Raw genomic sequence first — 18021 nt, 5'->3', positions numbered from 1 at the left:
GGCTATGCGATCCACGGTGTCGGACAGCTCCGGATCCCCGGAGAACGGCGGGCGACGGGAGAAGGAGCGGGAACCGCTCGGGGCGGCCGGCCCGGACGGTTTTGCCGGGGCGGCGGTTCCGGCGAGCGGCGCGGGTCCGGGAGGCGGCGCGGGTCCGGAGCCCGGGCCGGGCTCCGTGGTCGACCTGGTGCTGGACCTGGTCCCGGGCGAGGACCGGGATCCGGCGCTGGGCGCGACATCGGCCTCGGTGTCGGTCCCGGCCGCGGCGACGGGCGGCGTGCCGGTGCCGGCCGCCGCCCCCGTCCCGGCCCCGGTCGTGGCCGGGAGCCGCGCGGAGGGCTTCGGCAGCCGCGCGGAAGTTTCCGTCAACCGCGCGGACCCGGTCGTCGGCGCCCCGTTCCCGCCCCGGCACCGCGTGGTTCCCGAGACCGTCTTCGACTCGCTCCCCGTCTCCGGCGGCGACGGTGGCGAACAGTCCGGCGAATCACTCTGGGGGAACGGGCGGCACCACGCGGTCATCGCCAACGAGCGGACCGCCACGATCCCGGTGCACCTGCTCTTCCGCGAGGACGCCGGGCGCGCCGACGCCGCCGCGCTGCCCACCGGTGTGCTGCGGCGGGGAGCCGGTGGCGACCAGCCGCAGGTGGGGGTGCGGCGGCCGCCCGTGCCGAGGGGGCCGCAGGTGCGGCCCTCGACCCGGCCGGCACCGGTCGCCGATCCACGGCTCACCGAACGGCCGGGGCCCGCGCTCCCGGGCTGGCTGGCGCTGCTCGCCGGGCTGTCGGGGGTCGCCGCCGGTGGCGCGGTGCTCTGGTGGATCGGCGCGCTGCCCGCCGCCGCGCTCGCCCGGTTCGGGATCGGCTCGCGGCCGTACGACGGGATCGGCCTCGGCGCCTGGGCGGCACTCGCCGGGCTGGTCTCGGTGGTGCTCTTCGCACTCGGCGGCCTGAGCCGCGGACGGGTGGGTCACGCCTGGGTGCTGACGCTGTTCGGCGAGTACCGGGGAAGCGTGCGGCGGACCGGGCTGATGTGGATCAGCCCCCTGCTGCTGCGCCGCCGGGTCGACGTACGCCTGCGGCACTGGCGCAGCGAACCGCTCCCCGCCGTGGACGCCAACGGCACCGCGCTGCGCGTCGTCGTCCTCGTGGTGTGGCGGATCAAGGACACCGTGCGGGCGGAACTCGGGGTCGCCGACCACGAGGAGTACCTGCGCGAACAGGTCGAGTCGGCGATGGCCCGGGTCCTGTCGCAGCTGCCCGCCGACGCCTTCCACGAGGACGCGCACACCCTGCGCAACGCCGAGGCGGTCGGCGACGCGCTGACCCGGATGCTGAAGGCGGACTGCGAGCCGGTCGGCATCGAGGTGTACTCGGCCCAGCCGACCGGGATCGAGTACGCGCCGGAGGTTGCCGCGGCGATGCAGCGTCGCCGGATCGCCGCCATCGACGCCAAGCACCGTGACAGCGTGCTGACTTCGGTGGTCGACGCGGTCGACGACACGGTCAACCGGCTCACCGCGCGCGGCATCGTGGAGCTGGACGACTACGAACGGAAGTCCCTGGTCAAGGACTTGACGGTGGCCTTCTACACCGGACGCAGCGGCGGGGAGGGGGCCTGAGGGCCCAGGGGGAGGCCGTGCGGTCAAGCGGAATCCGACTCTCATTGGTCTGGACATGTTCATATCCCGTCAATAATCTAAGCCTTGGTCTAGACCGCAAAACACGCGCGCAGCACGGCTCATGGAACCTCCCCCACGTTCTTGAGGAGCGACAGCAATGCGTAAAAGGGCAAGCGCGGCCGTGATCGGCCTGGCCATCGCGGGCGTCTCGATGTTCGCGACGAGCAGTGCCAGCAGCCACGGCTACACCGACAACCCCATCAGCCGCCAGAAGCTCTGTGCCAACGGCACGGTGACGGGCTGCGGCAACATCCAGTGGGAACCGCAGAGCGTCGAGGGCCCGAAGGGCTTCCCGGCGGCGGGTCCGGCCGACGGCAAGATCTGCTCCGGCGGCCACGGCGAATTCGCCCAGCTCGACGACCCGCGCGGCGGCAACTGGCCCGCCACGAACGTGACGGGCGGTCAGGGCTTCAGCTTCCGCTGGCAGTTCACCGCACGGCATGCCACGACGGACTTCCGTTACTACATCACCAAGGACGGCTGGGACCCCACCAAGCCGCTCACCAGGGCCGACCTGGAGTCGCAGCCCTTCATGACGGTGCCGTACGGCGGCAAGCAGCCCCCGGCGACCCTGACCCAGCAGGGCACCATCCCCACCCAGAAGAGCGGGAAGCACATCATCCTGAGCGTCTGGAACATCGCCGACACGGCGAACGCGTTCTACGCCTGCTCCGATGTTCAGTTCTGACGCCTAGTCGGTTACCGTGCGGCGCCATGGGGAGCGCAGGCACCGTCGCGGAGCTCGTACAGCGCCAATGGGGCGACCACCGGCCCGGACTGAGGCACCAGGACACCGTCCTCAGTCATCACCAGGTCGCCTCGGGCGCTGCCGCACGGGCCGCGCTCCTGGCGGATCTGCTGCCGGCGGGCGGCGAACCGCACCTCGGGGTGCTGCTGGACAACACCCCTGAATTCCCACTCTGGTTGAGCGCGGCGGCCCTGGCCGGGGCCGCCGTGGCCGGGATCAACCCGACCCGGCGCGGCGCCGAACTGGCCCGCGACATCCTGCACACCGACTGCCGGGTCCTGGTCACCGAACGCGCCCACCTGCCGCTGCTCGACGGCCTGGACCTCCCCGGCGTGCGAATGCTGGTGACCGACACCGACGCGTACGCCGGGCTCCTCGCCCCGTACGCCGGAGCCGAACCCGGCGACGCGGCCCGCGAGGGCATCGGACCCGCGACCCGGATGCTGCTCTACTTCACCTCCGGGTCCACCGGCGCGCCCAAGGCCGCGATCTGCACCCAGGGGCGGCTGGCGGCGGCCGGACAGTCGCTCGTCGACCACTTCGGCGTCCGGCGCGAGGACGTCCACTACATCTGCATGCCGATGTTCCACGGCAACGCGGTGATCGCCGACTGGGCGCCCGCACTGGCCGGCGGGGCCGCCGTCGCGCTGCGCCGCCGCTTCTCCGCCTCCGGATTCCTCGACGACGTACGGGCGCACGGGGCGACGTACTTCACCTATGTCGGCCGTGCCGTGCAGTACCTGCTGGCCACCCCCGAGCGCCCGGACGACCGCGAGCACCCGCTGCGGCTCGGCTTCGGCACCGAGGCCGGGGCGGTGGACGCGGCCCGGTTCCGGGAGCGGTTCGGGGTGCGGCTGGTCGAGGGCTACGGCTCCTCCGAGGGCGGTGCGGCGATCCAGCGGACCCGGGACACCCCGGAGCGGGCGATCGGGAGGGCGTCGGACCGGGACGATCTCGCGGTGGTGGATCCGGAGACCGGCGAGGAACGGCCCGCCGCCGTCTTCGACGGGGCGGGCCGGCTGACCAACGGGGACGAGGCGATCGGGGAACTGGTCAACCGGGGGCACACGCCCTTCGAGGGCTACTGGCACAACGAGGAGGCGGAGGCCCAGCGGGTGCGCGGCGGCTGGTACTGGACCGGGGACCTCTTCTTCCGGGACGCCGAGGGCTTCCTCTACTTCGCGGGCCGTACCGACGACCGGCTGCGGGTCGACAGCGAGAACCTGGCCGCCGCGATGATCGAGAACATCCTGGCCCGCTGGACGCAAGCGGCGGCCGTGGCGGTGTACGCGGTGCCGGACCCGGTCGCCGGCGACCAGGTGATGGCGGCGCTCGCCCTGCGGGAGGGGGCCGCCTTCGACCCGTCCGCCTTCGCCGCGTTCCTCGCGGAGCAGCCGGACCTGGGTACGAAGATGGCCCCCGCCTTCGTACGGACCGTCCCGGCGATGCCGGTGACGGCGACCAACAAGGTGCACCGGGTGCGGCTGCGCCGGGAAGGGTTCTGGCACGGCGGATCCGTGTGGCGCCGGGGGCCGGGCGGCACCTACGCCCGGCTCGACGACAGGCGACTGACGGCGCTGCTGGGCGAGTACGAGGCGCACGGGCACCCCGCGCCCGGGCCGCGCTAACCCGCCAGCGCCGGCTCGTCGGGTGCCGCCGTCCTCGTGTCCGCCGCCCCCGGGACCCTCCGCAGCAGCATCGCGGCCAGCACCGCTCCGGCCAGCAGCAGCGCCGCGCCCGCGACCGAGGCGTACTGCATGCTGTGCACGAAGGCCTCGCGTCCGACCCGGATCAGCGAACCGTCCCCCGTGGCCACCGCGCCGGCGAGGGTCTTGCGGGCGGTCTCCGGGGCGGAGCCCGGCATGTCCGCGGCGTAGATCGCGGTGGCCACCGCGCCCAGCAGGGCCATCCCCATCGCACCGCCGAACTCCTGGCCGGTCTCCAGCAGCGAGGCCGCCGAACTCGCCTTCTCCGGCGGGGCCGTGGACAGCGCGAGGTCCGACACCAGAGCCATCACGGTGACGATGCCGCAGCTCATCACGGCGCAGCCGCCGAGCAGCAGCCACAGGGAGTCCGTACCGGTCAGGGCCAGGATCGCGAAGCCGGCGGCGGCGATGACGAACCCGGCGCAGATGACCCGGGCACGGTCGGTCCGCTGGGCGATCGCGGTGGCCGTCGGGGCCGCCGCGCCCACCGCCAGGGACGGTGCCAGGCTCCACAGCGCGGCCTCCATCGTGCTCATCCCGAGCACCGACTGGAGGTACTGCGTGGTGAAGAACGAGGAGCCCATCATGGCGAACGCGGCCAGCGCGTTCAGCCCGATCCCGGCGGCGAAGCCGCGGTGGCGGAACAGCTCCCGGCTGATCATCGCGTCGGCGCGGCCGCGCTGGCGGCGGACGAAGAACAGACCGACGACCAGCCCCGCGGCGACGATCAGCGCGTTCTTCGCGTCGAGCCCGTGGGCGGCGCTCTCCTTGACGCCGTAGACGACCGGCAGCACGGCCCCCATGGACAGCGGCACGCTCAGGAAGTCGAACCGTCCGGGGTTCGGGTCCTTGTACTCCGGGACCAGCACCGGCACCAGGACCAGCAGCAGCACCATGGCCGGCACATTGATCAGGAAGACCGAGCCCCACCAGAAGTGCTCCAGCATGACCCCGCTGAGCACCGAGCCGAGCGCGATGCCGCCCGCCATGGCCCCCGACCAGATCCCCACGGCCCGGCCGCGCTGCCGTTCGTCGCGGAACATGTTCCGTACCAGCCCCATGGTCGACGGCATCAGGGTCGCCCCGCCGACCCCGAGCAGGGCGCGGGCCGCGATCAGCATCTCGGGGCTGTCGGCGTACGCGGCGGCGACGGACGCGGCACTGAACGCGAGGGCGCCGACGAGCAGCAGCTTGCGACGGCCGATCCGGTCGCCGAGTGAGCCCATCGTGATGAGCAGGCCGGCCAGGGCGAAGCCGTACACATCGAAGATCCAGAGCTGCTGGGTGGCGCTGGGGGCGAGGTCCCGGTCGATGGACGGGATCGCGAAGAAGAGGACGGAGATGTCCATCGAGACGAGGAGGAGGGGCAGCAGAAGGACCACGAAGGCGGTCCATTCCCGGCGTCCGGCGAGGTCGCCGCTCTCGGCGGTGGTGCTCGTAGCGTTCGTCATGCCAGAAAATGTACGAGCGTTTAAAACGCTTGTCTAGTACGAGTGTGTAAAACGTTCGTACATCTCTGCGGGCAGCAAAAAACGCACTGGGCGGTTCACGTGTGTACGTAAACCGCCCAGTGCGTCGTCTGTGCGCCGCCAGGGACTCGAACCCCGGACCCGCTGATTAAGAGTCAGCTGCTCTAACCAACTGAGCTAGCGGCGCTTGCTGACTCGAAAATAATACCTGCTCCCAAGGGGTGCTGATGACACCCCCGCCGGGCAGGTCTAGAGCGCCATCGACAGGAGCACCGGAGCCGCCCGCCGGTTCAGGGTGTCCGCCGCCGAGCGCAGCCGGTGTGCGTCCTCGATCGGCAGCGACAGCGCCAGGCAGCCCGCCGACGATCCGGCCGTCAGCGGCACCGCCGCGCACACCGTGCCGACCGCGTACTCCTGGAGGTCGAGCACCGGGACCGTCGCCGGCTGGCTGTCCAGCTTGGAGAAGAGCACCTTCTCGTTGGTGATCGTCCGCGAGGTGAGCCGGGGAGTCTTGTGGCGCGAGATGTGGTCCCGGCGGCCGTTCTGGTCGAGCTGGGCCAGCAGGCACTTGCCGACCGCCGAGGCGTGCGCCGCCGACCGGAAGTCCACCCACTCGTTGACCGCGGGGGTGAGCGGGCCGTCGGCGTACTGCGTGACCCGGATCTCGCCGTCGACGTACCGGCTGATGTAGACCGCCGCGCCGACCGAATCGCGCAGCTGCGCCAGGGTCTGCTGGAGCTTGGACTCCAGCGCCTGTCTGCGGGCCGGGCCGGAACCGATGAGCAGGAGCGAGGCGCCGATCACGTAGGCGCCGTCGGTGACCTGCTCCACGTAACCCTCGCGGCGCAGTGTCAGCAGCAGGGAGGTGAGATGCCCGATGGGCAGTCCCGTCTCCCTTGAGATCTGGGTGTCCGTCACGCCGTCGCCGTGCTTGGAGACCGTTTCGAGAACACGAAGGGCGTACTGCACCGAATGGAACGGTGCCGTCGGTTCGGGCTTCAACGCCACGGTTTCCCCCTACCAGGTTGTGACCGCAAGCTCTGAACTCACGATAACCGCCAAGACCCCGTTCCGGGGCGGCTGTTGGCGACTCGGCCCGACGCCCCGGCCCGGTGAGCTGGGGCGCATCCGTCCGGCATATGCCAGCGTCATGGGCGTTCAACAAACGGTGAGGTCACAGCACCGCGTCGAGGAACTCGCGCGTACGTTCGTGCTCCGGATCGGTGAAGATTTTTTCCGGCGGGCCGGATTCGATCACCCGCCCCGAGTCGAACATCAGTACCGTCTCCGAGACGTCGCGGGCGAAATTCATCTCATGGGTCACGCAGAGCATCGTGATGTCGGTGGTCCTGGCGATATCGCCCAGCAGCTCCAGCACCCCGGCCACCAGCTCCGGGTCGAGCGCCGACGTCACCTCGTCCAGCAACAGGATCTCCGGCTCCATGGCCAGCGCACGGGCGATGGCGACCCGCTGCTGCTGGCCACCGGAGAGCTGGGATGGGTGGGCGTCGATCTTCGCGGAGAGCCCGACCAGGTCCAGCAGCTCCCGGGCCCGGACCTCCGCCTCCTCACGGTCCTTGCCCAGCACGTTGACGGGCGCCTCGGTGATGTTCTGGAGCACCTTCATGTTGGGGAAGAGATTGAACTGCTGGAAGACCATGCCGATCTTCTTCCGGCCTTCGCGCAGATGCTTCTCGGGCGCCGGCTTCAGCACCCCGGCGGGCGTCCTGACGTGGGACAGCGGACTGCCGTCCACCCAGATCACGCCGTCGCTGACCTTCTCCAGCGTCATCAGCAGCCGCAGGATGGTGGTCTTGCCCGAGCCGCTGGGCCCGATCAGGGTGATGTGCTCGCCGCGCCGCACCGAGAAGTTCAGCCGGTCGAGGACGACATGGTCGCCGTACCGCTTCACCACGTCGTCGAAGCGGACCAGCGGATGGCCCGTCTCCGGCGCGACGGACGGGGCGGCGTCCGCGGGCACCGGGTCCGCCGCGCCGGGCGTCTTCTGCAGGGGGAGGGGTTCAGTGGCCAAGACGCTTCTCCAGCTTTCTCATCAGCAGCGAGGTGGGGTAGCTCGCGACCAGGAAGACCAGGCCGGCGAGCGTGAACGCCTCGGTGTACGCAAAGTGGTCGGCGCCGTACTTACGGGCCTCGAAGACCATTTCCTGCACTGTGATCACGGCGAGGAACGGCGTCTCCTTGAACATCGAGATCGCGTAGTTGCCGAGGGCGGGCAGCACATTGCGCACCGCCTGCGGCAGGATCACGGCCTGCCAGGTCCGCCGGGGGCCGAGCGAGAGCGCCCGGCAGGCTTCCCACTGGCCCTTCGGCACACTGTCGATCCCGGCGCGGTACACCTCAGAGGTGTAGGCGGCGTAGTGGATGCCCAGCACCACGATGCCGATCGTCAGTGGCTCCACCGAAGTGAACAGCGCTGCCGCGCCGACCAGTTGGACGAGCAGCGGGGTGGACCGGACGAACTCCGTCAAGGCCCGCACCGGCACCGTGATCAACCTGCTCGGGGCCCGGCCGGCGACCGCGACGGCCAGCCCCAGGACCGCGGCGACGAGCGTGCCGAGCACCGTCGCGAGCAGTGTGACCCGGAAACCTTCGAGGAGCAGGGGCAGGGCGTCACCGGCCGCGTTCCAGTCGAAACCGTTCACCGGGCACCTCCCTGGACGGAGGCGACGGCCTCGGTGGCGCTGCGGCTGCGCAGCAGCGAACCCGCGCCGGTGGGCAGCCCGAGCCGCCGCTTGGCGCTCCGCTCCAGCAGATTCATCAGCAGGGTCAGCGCGTACGCCAGCACGAAGTAGACGGCCAGCAGGGTCAGATACGCGGTGAGCGTCTCACCGGTACGGTCACGCAGCTGCTGGACCACGGTCATCAGGTCGGCCGCGGAGATCAGCCACAGCAGCGGGGTGCACTTCAGCAGCTGGATCAGCAGATTGGTGAAGGACGGGATCATCTGCACCCAGGCCTGCGGAAGGATCACCTTCCGCATCCGGTGCAGCGGTGACATGTTCAGCGCGACGGCCGCCTCGTACTGGCCGCGCGGCACGGAGCCGATCGCCCCGCGCACCACCTCGGCGCCGTACGCGCCGTAGTTGAGCCCGAAGGCGACGACACCGCAGAGCAGCGGGTCCAGCTGATAACCCGTCAGTGTCGGCATCGCGTAGTAGAGCCAGAACAGCTGGATGTACAGCGAGGTGCCGCGGAAGAACTCCACGACCACCCGCGAGACGCCGCGCAGCACCAGCAGCCGGCTGATCGACATCAGACCGAGGACGAACGACAGCAGCAGCGCGGCCAGCGCGCCCAGCACGGTGGCTTCGAGGGTCACCCACAACCCGGAGCGCACCTGCGGGAGTTCGCCGAAGAAGGCGGAGAAGAAGTCGCTCATGCGGTGTGGTCCGTCCCCGTCGGCCCTTGCGCAGTCGGCTCATGCGCAGCCGGTCCTTGCGCAGCCGGTCCTTGCGCAGTCGGTCCTTGCACCGTCAGCCCTTGCACAGATCGGCCGTCTTCAGCGTGGCCGGGGGAAGCTCGGTGGCGGAGAAGCCGTACTCCTGGAGCAGCGACACATAGCGCGACCGGTCCGAGACGATCTTCTTCAGCTCGCGGTTGAAGGCGTCCCGCAGGTCCTCGTTGCCCTTGCGGAAGACGGCGCCGCCGGGGCTGTACTGCTTGGTGCCGTCCAGCTCCGGCACGAACGGTTCGGTGACCTCGGTCTCCGGGTTGGTCTTCGCCAGCCAGCGCAGCGAGATGCCGGTGAGCAGGAACGCGTCGATCCGGCCGCCCTTGACGGCGTCGGCGCCGTCCTGCGGCTTCTGCAGCGTCTTGACCTTGTCACCGGCGATGCCGGCGCCCTCGGCGTACTTGCCCTCGACGGCGCCCGACATGACGCCGACGGTGATCCCGGAGGCCTTCGCGGACGCCAGGTCGGTGACCTTCTTCGGGTTGCCCTTCTTCACCATCAGCGCGGTCGGCGAGATGAACTCGGGCTCGGAGAACAGGGCGTTGGCACAGCGTTCGGGCGTGATCGCCATTCCGGCACTGACCACGTCGTACTTGCCCGCCTGGAGTCCGGGGATCAGGCCGTCCCACTCGGAGAGGGTGGGCTTGAGCTCATCGACGCCGAGCGCCTTGAAGATCTCCCGGTGCAGCGTGGGCGCCTCGCCCTTGAGCTCCTTGCCCTCCAGATAGCCGTACGGGGCCTCGTTGGCGTACGCGACCCGGACGAAGCCCTGCTTGCGGAGCTTTTCGAGCGCACCCGCACCGTCCGCGGAGCCGGCGGCGGTCTTGCTGCACGCGGAGAGCAGGCCGGGGACGACGAGCAGGCCGCCCACGGCCGCCGATCGGTTCAGAAAGCCCCGGCGGGACAGGTTCGGGAAGTCAGCCATGGTTCGCAATCTCCTGGAGGGATCGAACAGTCCGGACAGGTCAGGCGCCTGCCCGATCCCGGACGTCTATGCAGGAAGCGAGAGCATGTAATCGAAAGGTGGCCGGAATGTGACCTTCCCGAGTCCGATCGGGTCAGGGCGGGGCCGGGCCGGACGGGTGTCGCCGGCCGCTCTCCCGACCGCCGGCCCGACTACTCGCCCGGTTCCCGCACGGGGACGTAACCGCGCTGCTTGTCCACCACGTTGGGCAGGGGCTCCCCGGCCGCCCAGAGCTCGTACATCGCCACGAACTGCTCGCTCAGCCGGTCCCGCCAGCCCGCCGTGTCACCGCTCATGTGCGGCGACACGATCAGATCCGGTACGTCCCACAGCGGGCTCCCGGGCTCCAGGGGTTCCCGCTCGAACACATCGAGTGCCGCACCCGCGATCCAGCGCCTGCGCAGCGCTTCGGCCAGATCGTCCTCGACGACCAGCGGCCCGCGCCCCACATTGATGAAGCGGGCCGAGGGCTGCATCAGCCCGAAGAACCGGGCGTCGAACATGGCACGGGTCGACCCGGTCAGCGGGGCCGCGCAGATCACCCAGTCCGCCAGGGCGGTCAGCCGGTCCAGGTCCTCGGTGCCGTGGATGGTGCGCCGGGCGGTGCGCCCCACCAGCGCCACCTGGACCCCCAGCGCGATCAGCAGCCTGGTGATCTCCCGCCCGATCGGGCCGGCGCCGACGACCACCGCGCGGCTGCCCGCGAGCCGGGTGCTCTCCCGGTGGCGCCACTGCCGTCGGCGCTGGAGCTCCAGCGTGCCGGGGAGATCCTTCGCGAAGGCCAGCACCAGTCCGGTCACGTACTCGGCGATGGGCCGCTCGAAGATGCCGCGGGCGTTGGTCAGCACCGTGTCGCAGGCCGTGAGCTCCGGGCACAGCAGCCGGTCCACGCCCACGCTCGCGGTGTGCACCCAGGCCGGGCGCGGGCCCTCGCCGGGCCAGGCCTCCCGTACCGCGTCGGAGGCGAAGTCCCACACCAGCAGCGCATCGGCTTCCGGGAGCCGGGCGGCGAGTCCGGCCTCGTCCGTGTACCGGATGCGGGCCCGGCCGGTCAGCCGGCCGAGACGCGGCGACGGGTCGGTGTCCAGGACGAGCAGGGTGGGCTCTGGCATGAGAGACGGTCGCTCCGCTGCGTCTGGGAGACGGGTTACGGGTGGAACCACGCTCGCACCCGCCTCCGCCCTCGTCAACAGGCCGCAGCGGAGGTCACGGCATATGGGGGAATACTTGGATGAAGCGAGATGAAAGGTCGCAGCAGGCGACCGGACAGCAAGTCGCAGCCGACGACCGGACAGCAACAGGAAGGGCGGACATGACGACCGTCGGATTTCTCTACCCGGGCCATTTCGCGGCGGACGACTTCCCGCGGATGGAGATCCTGCTGGACGCCGTCCGGCTGGTGGTGAACCGCACCGAAGTCGACGACGACGCCTACCGGGTCGACGCGCTGATCCGGACCGGCACGCCCGAGCACCTGGCCGCCGGGGTGGAGGAGCTGCAACGCGCCGGGGCCGAGGCCGTCGTCTGGGCGAGCGGCGCAGGCAGCTTCCTGTACGGCTGGGAGGGCGCCCATGAACAGACCGCCGCCCTGGCCCGCGCGGCCGGTGTGCCCGCCTCCAGCACCTCGTTCGGCTTCGCCCACGCGGTACGGGAGCTGGGCGCCGGCCGGGTCGCCGTCGCCTCCACCTATCCCGAGCGGATCACCGCCCTGTTCGCCGAGTTCCTGCACGCCGCGGGCCTCGACGTGGCCGTCACCCGGGCCGCCGCTCTCGAATCGGCCGCCGAGGCCGCCGCCTGGGACCTGGACCGGGTGAAGGAACTGGCCGTCGCCGCCGACCGGCCGGAGGCGGACGCGGTGCTGCTGCCCGACACCGCGCTGCACACCGCCGGCCACGAGGCGGAGCTGGAGGAGCTCCTGGGCAAACCGGTCCTCACCGGCAACCAGGTCACGGTCCGCGAGGGCCTCCGCCTGGCCGGCCGCCGCGCCTGGTCCCCGAGGCTGGGCCGGATCTTCGCGGCCCGGGAGGCGCCGCCGGCCCCGGTCGCCGCCTGGGGCGAGGGCCGGGAACGCGCACACAGCGGGAGGCGCGCCCGGCCCGGCGACGTACGGGAATAGGAGGCGCGCCCCGACGGCGACGTACGGGAATAAGCGGAGACAACCTCCTGTTAGGCGCTTGAAGGACACGCGACGCAGGACACGCGACGCAGGACACAGGACGTACGGGTCGGACGTACGAGCCCGGCGCAGGAGCATCACCGAAAGAGGCCAGGACGTGGACGAGATTCGAGGCGACGAGATCCGTGGCAAGGCGGAGGGAGCGGCCACCGTTCCGCTCTCCGTGCTGGACCTGGTGACCGTCGGGCAGGGCCGCACCGCCACCCAGGCGCTGCGCACCTCCGTGGACATCGCGCGGCTCGCCGAGCGCCGCGGCTTCCACCGCTACTGGGTCGCCGAGCACCACTCGATGCCCGGCGTCGCCTCCTCCTCGCCCGCCGTGATCCTGGCCCACCTCGCCGCGCACACCGAGCGCATCAGGCTCGGATCCGGCGGCGTGATGCTGCCCAACCACGCACCGCTCGTCATCGCGGAACAGTTCGGCACCCTGGAGGCCATGGCCCCCGGTCGCATCGACCTCGGCCTCGGCCGCGCACCCGGCACCGACGGCGCGACGGCCGCCGCCCTGCGCCGCACCGACCGGCTGAACGAAGGGGCGGACGACTTCCCGCAGCAGCTCGCCGAGCTGACCCGGTTCCTGGACGACGACTTCCCCGACGGCCACCCCTACGCCCGTATCCACGCGGTCCCCGGCCCGGTCCAGGCCACGGCCGAGGGCGGCGTGCAGTCGCCGGCCCGCCCGCCGCTCTGGCTCCTCGGCTCCTCCGGCTTCAGCGCCCGGCTGGCCGGTGTACTCGGCCTGCCCTTCGCCTTCGCCCACCACTTCTCGGCCCAGAACACGATCCCGGCGCTCGACCTGTACCGGGAGTCGTTCCGGCCGTCCGCGGTGCTCGACGCCCCGTACGCCCTGATCGGCGTCTCGGCCCTGGCCGCCGACGACGAACGCGAGGCCCGCCGCCAGGTGCTCTCCGGCGCCCTGTCCATGGTCCGGCTGCGCACCGGCCGCCCCGGCCTGGTCCCGACGCCCGAGGAGGCGGAGGCGTACGCGTTCAGCCCGATGGAGCGCGAGTTCGTCGACGGCTGGCTCGCCAACATCGTCCACGGCACGGCGGACGAGGTCCGTACCGGCCTCGACGACCTGGCCAAGCGCACCGGCGCCGACGAGCTCATGATCACCGCCAACGCCCACGGCGGCGAGGCGAGGCTGCGCAGCTACGAACTGATCGCGGACGCGTACGGCCTGCCCACGACCTGATCCGGCGTGCTCGCGGCCTGGTTCGGCGCACTCGCGGCTTGATCGGGCCTGCCCACGGCCTGATCCGGCCTGCCCATGGCCTGGTTCGGCCTGCTCACCGCCTGCCCACGGCCCGATCCGGCCCGGGGCCGTGACGCGCTCCGGCTCCGGTGGCGTCAGTGCGTCATCGGGCGGGCGCCGATCAGCTCGGCGATCCGCTCCGGGGCGACGGCGCGCGAGTACAGCCAGCCCTGCCCGGTGTCGCAGCCGATCCTGCGCAGTCGTTCCGCCTGGCCGGCCGTCTCCACGCACTCCGCGGTGACGGTCAGGCCCAGCCGGTGGGCCAGCTGCACCATCGCCTCGACGATCGTCTCGTCGGCCGGTGAGGGGTGGGCGCCGTCGTCGTAGCGGAAGCCGCGTACGAACGAGCCGTCCAGCTTCAGTACCGAGACGGGCAGCCGGCTCAGATAGGCGAGGTTGGAGTAGCCGGTGCCGAAGTCGTCGATGGCGATCCGCACGCCCATCTCGCTGAGCGACTGGAGGGCCTGGATCGGCCGGCCCGCCGAGCCCATCACCGCCGACTCGGTCAGCTCCAGCTGGAGCAGCGAGGGATCCAGGCCGGTCTCGGCGAGGATCTCCGCGACATCGGTGACCAGGTCGGAGTCCCAGACCTGGCGTACGGCGACATTGACGCTGATGAACAACGGCGGATCGGCGGGGTGCTCCAGCTGCCAGCGCCGGGCCTGGCGGCAGGCCGACTGGAGCACCCACCGGCCGAGCTGGACGATCGAGCCGTCCTCCTCGGCGATCGCGACGAACCGATTCGGCGACAGCATGCCGAACTGCGGATGGTTCCAGCGGACCAGGGCCTCCACCCCGCGCACCACCCCGTCGGCCATCCCGACCAGCGGCTGGTACTCGATGGTGAACTCGCCGCGCTCCACGGCGGGCCGCAGCGTGGACGAGAGCGTCTGCCGGGTCATCCGGTGGGCGTTGCGCTCCGGGTCGAAGACCGTCCAGCGGGCCTTGCCGTCCGCCTTCGCCCAGTACAGCGTGGTGTCGGCGGCCTGCATCAGACCGGTGGCCGAGGTGCCGGTCACGGCCCGTTCCACCACCCCGATCGAGGCGGAGACGGAGAGCCGCTGCCCGGCCAGGTCGAAGGGTTGCTGGAGCGCGGCGAGCACCGCGCGGGCCAGGTCGGTGAGTTGCTGCGTGCCGGCCGAGTCCTCGACCAGGATCGCGAACTCGTCGCCGCCGAGGCGCGCCACGAGGTGGGCGCCGTCACGGTGCGGGCCGCCCTGGGCCGCGCAGTCGGTGAGCCGGGCGGCGACGGCGGCCAGCAGCCGGTCGCCGATCCGGTGGCCCATGGTGTCGTTGACGGCCTTGAAGCCGTCCAGATCCAGGTAGCAGAGCCCGACCCGGCCGTGGCCGGCGGTGCCGTCGTCGTACGGCGGAGTCTCCAGGACGGCCGAGAGCCGTTCGAAGAACAGCGTCCGGTTGGGCAGCCGGGTCACCGGGTCGTGCATCTGGAGGTGGCGCAGTCGTTTCTGCAGCTCGCGCCGGTCGCTGATGTCCGAGACGGAGAGCAGCAGCCGGCGGGGCCCGGCGCCGTCGGACGCGCCGGCCTCCTGCTCGGGCATCGGTACGACGGTGACCTCGGCCCACAGCGCCCGCCCGTCGGGGTGCTTGAGCCGGTGGGTGCGGCGGAACCGTGAGCGCCGGCCGTGCAGCACCTCGCGGTACGCGTGCCAGGTGCGGCCGTCCGCCGCGAGGTCGAGAAGATCGGCCGCGGACTGGCTGGTCAGTGCCGCGGCGGAGCGGCCGAGCAGGGCACCGAGGGCCTCGTTGGCGGTGACGACCAGGCCCTCGTGGTCGACGACGGCCATCGGCAGCGTGGCGGCCAGGAACGCGGCCCGGTAGCCGTGCGGCTCGGATCCACCGGTCCCGGCGCGAGGCCACTCAGTGTGACGTTCCGTGGTCGCCGGTCCTGCGGAATGCCTGGGTGTGCCCGCCGTGGGCCCGGGCCCTTCGGAGGTTCCGCTCACCGTTCGCTCCCGCCGTGCAGTTCTGTCCTGAACAGGTGTGGCCGGACTGGCCCGCCGCGTGGACCGCCTGGGTCGGAGGCGGAAACCACGCGGGAAAGCCTGGTGAAGCATAGAGGTTGGTGCGTCGGCGGTTCCAGCGCCCGACCCTTCCACGCCCCGCGTGCGCCCCGCATGGGCGATTCGTGCACGGTTCCGATTTGCCCGTAAGCGATCATTTCTGAGCGATTACGTTCCTGGGCAATGCCTCGTTGATCGATTGTGACTGTCCGTGATGGTTGGGGCCCGGGTCGGCCGCTGACTCGACTGGGGCAGCACAACAGGACGAAAGCTTCGAACCATCACAGGGTGAGTGGGTGACCGCAGCTCGCACCCGGAGGTAGATGTGCCGCGCCAGCGCAGGACCGGGGGAGTGGAGAGACCGAGCCTGCGCGGTGTCGCCGCCGCCGCGACCTCTCTCCTGGCGCTCGTCGCCACCTCCCTCGTCGCCGGGCCCGCCGTGGCCGCCACCGGAGAGGCGGGACCCTGCGCCCTGCCCCGGACCGAGGCACACCACTCGCTCGGCGTCAGTGACTGGAACAGTGCCTACCCCCGCCCGGACCACGCCCTCGACGCGGTCCTGGTCTTCCTCTCCTTCCCGGACCACCGTCCCGCCGCCACCCCCGCCCAGCTCACCGCCGACTACTTCCCCGCCACCAGCCAGTTCTTCCAGCGCGCCTCCTACGGGAAGTTCGACCTGCGCCCGCACCCGATGCGGCAGTGGATCCGGATGCCGAAGACGTCCGACCGGTACGGCATACGGCGTGACTGGGATAACGAGCGGCGCGGCAGCTACCTGCGCGACGCCGTCGCCGTCGCCGACCCGGAGATCGACTTCTCCCGGTACGACATCGTCTATCTGATCGCCGACCCGGACGCCCCCGGCGTCGACTCCGATGCCACTAAGGTCGTCAACTTCGACCGGCCGCTGCGCGCCGACGGTACGGACATCCGCCGTGTCGTCACCGTCTTCGAACAGCACCCGCCGGACCACAACGTGCTGGCCCACGAGACCGGGCACGTCTTCGACCTGCCGGACCTCTACCACCGGCCGTCCGACGGCAAGGGCGACTGGGACACCTACGTCGGCGACTGGGACGTGATGGGAAGTCAGTTCGGACTCGCGCCGGACTTCTTCGGCTGGCACAAGTGGAAGCTGGGCTGGCTGGACCGCAGGCAGGTGGTCTGCGTCCAGAGCAGCCGGGACATCACCCTGGAGCCGATGGCCGCCGTGCCCGAGCCCGGTGCCTCCATCGGCACCCGGCTCGCGGTGATCAGGACCGGCGAGGACAGTGCCGTGGCCATCGAGGCCCGCAGCGCCACCGGCAACGACAGCACGACATGCACCGAGGGGGTCCTGCTCTACCGGGTGCGCAACGAGACCCCGTCCGGCGGCGGTCCGGTCGAGGTGCTGGACACCCACCCCCGCACCGACGCCTGCTGGGACCGCTCGGTCTACGCGCCGCTGGCGGACGCCCCGCTGCGGGTCGGTGAGACGTACAGCATCCCCGGCGGACACACGAAGGTCGAGGTCGCCGACCGGACGCCGTCGGGCGCCTGGACCGTCAGGATCACCACCGGAACGTAGGGGCCCGCTCCCGGAAACGAAGAAACCCCCTCGCTCTCGCGAGGGGGTTTCTCCCGTCTGTGCGCCGCCAGGGACTCGAACCCCGGACCCGCTGATTAAGAGTCAGCTGCTCTAACCAACTGAGCTAGCGGCGCCTGCTGACGTCGTAGACATTAGCATCCGGATCGGCGGGAGGAAAAATCGAATTCCTGGCCGCCGACGAGGGCGCCGACCTGGTCACCCGGACACAGGCCCAGAGCAGTACATCGGGGCCCGGCAGCCAGGGGCTGCGGGTGTCGGGGGCCACCAGCCAGCGGGGGCCGGGCGTGGTGGAGGTGCAGGTCAGGGGAGGGACGGTCACCGCGTCCCCGGTGCCGTGGCAGAGCAGCGGCGGCACCTTGCCGTCGCCGTCACGCTCCTCGTCGTGCCCGCGCGGACCCATGGCGGCCCGGGGCTCGGGCCCGCCGCCCCACTCCTCCCAGTCGAGCAGCGAGGGGAGTCGCTGGGCCGTGCCGGGCGAGGCGAACAGCAGCATCCGGCCGCGGTGCGTGGCCACCGGCCCGGAGCCGGGGCCGTCGGACCACAGGTGCTCCAGCATCCGGCGCCCGAACAGGGTCGGCACGTTCACCACGTCGAAGGCCGACCCGCACGGCAGCACCCCGGGCGAGGAGGGGTGCGCCTCCCACTGGGCCAGCGTGCTGCGCGGATACGCGGCGGCGCCGGCCAGCCAGGCGGCACCGGCCGCCGTGACATGTGCCGTCTGGTTCGTGGCCTCGTTCCGCAGAACGGCGAAGAGGTCGGCGTCGGGGTGGCAGGCGTCGCCGTGGTGCAGGGTCGGGTTGTCGGGCAGCCATGCGGTCATACGGGCATGTCTACCGGCAGTGATCAAGCGGATTCCGAGAGTTGCCGGAAACCGGGACAGGCCAGGGTGGAGAGGAGTATCTTGCGCTCGGGCATATGCCAGTGGTTCTCCCCGGAGTCGGACC

At 71.4% G+C, this 18021-nt stretch carries 15 protein-coding genes and 2 tRNA genes; 6 read left to right on the top strand and 11 right to left on the bottom strand.

Annotation, left to right across the window (positions count from 1 at the left end; translation table 11 throughout):
- The first annotated feature begins 4 nt into the window (after nt 1-4).
- The 3 genes from ACGF8B_RS21115 to ACGF8B_RS21105 all read left to right on the top strand — a co-directional run bounded on the left by ACGF8B_RS21115 (nt 5) and on the right by ACGF8B_RS21105 (nt 4054).
- Nucleotides 5-1618, top strand: coding sequence for an SPFH domain-containing protein (locus ACGF8B_RS21115; RefSeq protein WP_392740624.1), 1614 nt, complete (start codon nt 5-7; stop codon nt 1616-1618).
- A gap of 157 nt (nt 1619-1775) precedes the next feature.
- Nucleotides 1776-2366 (top strand): lytic polysaccharide monooxygenase, encoded by a 591-nt coding sequence (locus ACGF8B_RS21110; RefSeq protein WP_392740621.1) that lies wholly within the window; start codon nt 1776-1778, stop codon nt 2364-2366.
- A gap of 26 nt (nt 2367-2392) precedes the next feature.
- Nucleotides 2393-4054, top strand: a complete 1662-nt coding sequence (locus ACGF8B_RS21105; RefSeq protein ID WP_392740618.1) for an AMP-binding protein — start codon at nt 2393-2395, stop codon at nt 4052-4054.
- Here ACGF8B_RS21105 and ACGF8B_RS21100 read toward each other — a convergent pair.
- From ACGF8B_RS21100 to ACGF8B_RS21065, 8 genes are all read right to left on the bottom strand, one after another.
- Nucleotides 4051-5583, bottom strand: a complete 1533-nt coding sequence (locus tag ACGF8B_RS21100; RefSeq protein WP_392740615.1) for an MFS transporter — start codon at nt 5581-5583, stop codon at nt 4051-4053. The genes ACGF8B_RS21105 and ACGF8B_RS21100 overlap by 4 nt on opposite strands.
- A gap of 131 nt (nt 5584-5714) precedes the next feature.
- Nucleotides 5715-5788: transfer RNA gene (locus ACGF8B_RS21095), tRNA-Lys, on the bottom strand.
- 62 nt (nt 5789-5850) lie between these two features.
- Nucleotides 5851-6609 carry an IclR family transcriptional regulator gene (locus ACGF8B_RS21090; protein ID WP_392740613.1) on the bottom strand — a complete coding sequence of 253 codons (759 nt, stop codon included), beginning with the start codon at nt 6607-6609 and terminating at the stop codon, nt 5851-5853.
- 166 nt (nt 6610-6775) lie between these two features.
- On the bottom strand, nt 6776-7633 hold the full coding sequence (gene ehuA / locus ACGF8B_RS21085) for an ectoine/hydroxyectoine ABC transporter ATP-binding protein EhuA (protein ID WP_392740610.1): 858 nt from the start codon (nt 7631-7633) through the stop codon (nt 6776-6778).
- The gene (gene ehuD, locus ACGF8B_RS21080; RefSeq protein WP_392740608.1) at nt 7623-8264 is read right to left on the bottom strand and encodes an ectoine/hydroxyectoine ABC transporter permease subunit EhuD; all 642 of its coding nucleotides are present in this window, start codon (nt 8262-8264) and stop codon (nt 7623-7625) included. The genes ehuA and ehuD overlap by 11 nt, the downstream gene beginning before the upstream one ends.
- Nucleotides 8261-9001 (bottom strand): ectoine/hydroxyectoine ABC transporter permease subunit EhuC, encoded by a 741-nt coding sequence (gene ehuC / locus ACGF8B_RS21075; protein WP_392740605.1) that lies wholly within the window; start codon nt 8999-9001, stop codon nt 8261-8263. Before ehuC ends, ehuD begins: the two co-directional genes overlap by 4 nt.
- 94 nt (nt 9002-9095) lie before the next feature.
- On the bottom strand, nt 9096-9998 hold the full coding sequence (gene ehuB / locus ACGF8B_RS21070; RefSeq protein WP_392740602.1) for an ectoine/hydroxyectoine ABC transporter substrate-binding protein EhuB: 903 nt from the start codon (nt 9996-9998) through the stop codon (nt 9096-9098).
- 191 nt (nt 9999-10189) lie between these two features.
- Nucleotides 10190-11149, bottom strand: coding sequence for a D-2-hydroxyacid dehydrogenase (locus ACGF8B_RS21065; protein ID WP_392740599.1), 960 nt, complete (start codon nt 11147-11149; stop codon nt 10190-10192).
- Nucleotides 11150-11349: 200 nt separating this feature from the next.
- Between ACGF8B_RS21065 and ACGF8B_RS21060 the strand changes: the two genes are divergently transcribed.
- The gene (locus ACGF8B_RS21060; protein ID WP_392740596.1) at nt 11350-12153 is read left to right on the top strand and encodes a decarboxylase; all 804 of its coding nucleotides are present in this window, start codon (nt 11350-11352) and stop codon (nt 12151-12153) included.
- 157 nt (nt 12154-12310) lie between these two features.
- Nucleotides 12311-13408, top strand: a complete 1098-nt coding sequence (locus ACGF8B_RS21055) for an LLM class flavin-dependent oxidoreductase (RefSeq protein WP_392740593.1) — start codon at nt 12311-12313, stop codon at nt 13406-13408.
- Between the two features lie 155 nt (nt 13409-13563).
- Here the strand turns inward: ACGF8B_RS21055 and ACGF8B_RS21050 are convergent, their stop codons facing one another.
- Nucleotides 13564-15432: a putative bifunctional diguanylate cyclase/phosphodiesterase gene (locus tag ACGF8B_RS21050; protein WP_392740591.1), complete on the bottom strand. Its 1869-nt coding sequence runs from the start codon at nt 15430-15432 to the stop codon at nt 13564-13566.
- A gap of 409 nt (nt 15433-15841) precedes the next feature.
- On the opposite strand from ACGF8B_RS21050, the gene ACGF8B_RS21045 reads away from it, so the two are divergent.
- Nucleotides 15842-17056: a M6 family metalloprotease domain-containing protein gene (locus ACGF8B_RS21045; RefSeq protein WP_392740588.1), complete on the top strand. Its 1215-nt coding sequence runs from the start codon at nt 15842-15844 to the stop codon at nt 17054-17056.
- A gap of 60 nt (nt 17057-17116) precedes the next feature.
- On the opposite strand, the gene ACGF8B_RS21040 is transcribed toward ACGF8B_RS21045, so the two are convergent.
- Together ACGF8B_RS21040 and ACGF8B_RS21035 are read right to left on the bottom strand one after the other, a co-directional pair.
- A tRNA-Lys gene (locus ACGF8B_RS21040) sits at nt 17117-17190 on the bottom strand.
- Entirely contained in the window at nt 17181-17897 is a 717-nt protein-coding gene (locus tag ACGF8B_RS21035; RefSeq protein ID WP_392740586.1) for a hypothetical protein, read from the bottom strand. Before ACGF8B_RS21035 ends, ACGF8B_RS21040 begins: the two co-directional genes overlap by 10 nt.
- Between the last annotated feature and the right edge of the window lie 124 nt (nt 17898-18021).

The organism is Streptomyces sp. NPDC047917 (assembly GCF_043204345.1).
In the GTDB taxonomy this organism is placed as follows: Bacteria; Actinomycetota; Actinomycetes; order Streptomycetales; family Streptomycetaceae; genus Streptomyces; species Streptomyces sanglieri.
This window is presented reverse-complemented; position numbering and strand designations above follow the sequence as displayed.

Excerpts from the sequence above, each read along its gene's own strand:
- ACGF8B_RS21110 (WP_392740621.1), top strand. The coding sequence starts at position 1,776 with ATGCGTAAAAGGGCAAGCGCGGCCGTGATCGGCCTGGCCATCGCGGGC.
- ehuC (WP_392740605.1), bottom strand. The coding sequence starts at position 9,001 with ATGAGCGACTTCTTCTCCGCCTTCTTCGGCGAACTCCCGCAGGTGCGC.
- ACGF8B_RS21105 (WP_392740618.1), top strand. The coding sequence starts at position 2,393 with ATGGGGAGCGCAGGCACCGTCGCGGAGCTCGTACAGCGCCAATGGGGC.
- ACGF8B_RS21065 (WP_392740599.1), bottom strand. The coding sequence starts at position 11,149 with ATGCCAGAGCCCACCCTGCTCGTCCTGGACACCGACCCGTCGCCGCGT.
- ACGF8B_RS21060 (WP_392740596.1), top strand. The coding sequence starts at position 11,350 with ATGACGACCGTCGGATTTCTCTACCCGGGCCATTTCGCGGCGGACGAC.
- ACGF8B_RS21115 (WP_392740624.1), top strand. The coding sequence starts at position 5 with ATGCGATCCACGGTGTCGGACAGCTCCGGATCCCCGGAGAACGGCGGG.
- ACGF8B_RS21100 (WP_392740615.1), bottom strand. The coding sequence starts at position 5,583 with ATGACGAACGCTACGAGCACCACCGCCGAGAGCGGCGACCTCGCCGGA.
- ehuB (WP_392740602.1), bottom strand. The coding sequence starts at position 9,998 with ATGGCTGACTTCCCGAACCTGTCCCGCCGGGGCTTTCTGAACCGATCG.
- ACGF8B_RS21035 (WP_392740586.1), bottom strand. The coding sequence starts at position 17,897 with ATGACCGCATGGCTGCCCGACAACCCGACCCTGCACCACGGCGACGCC.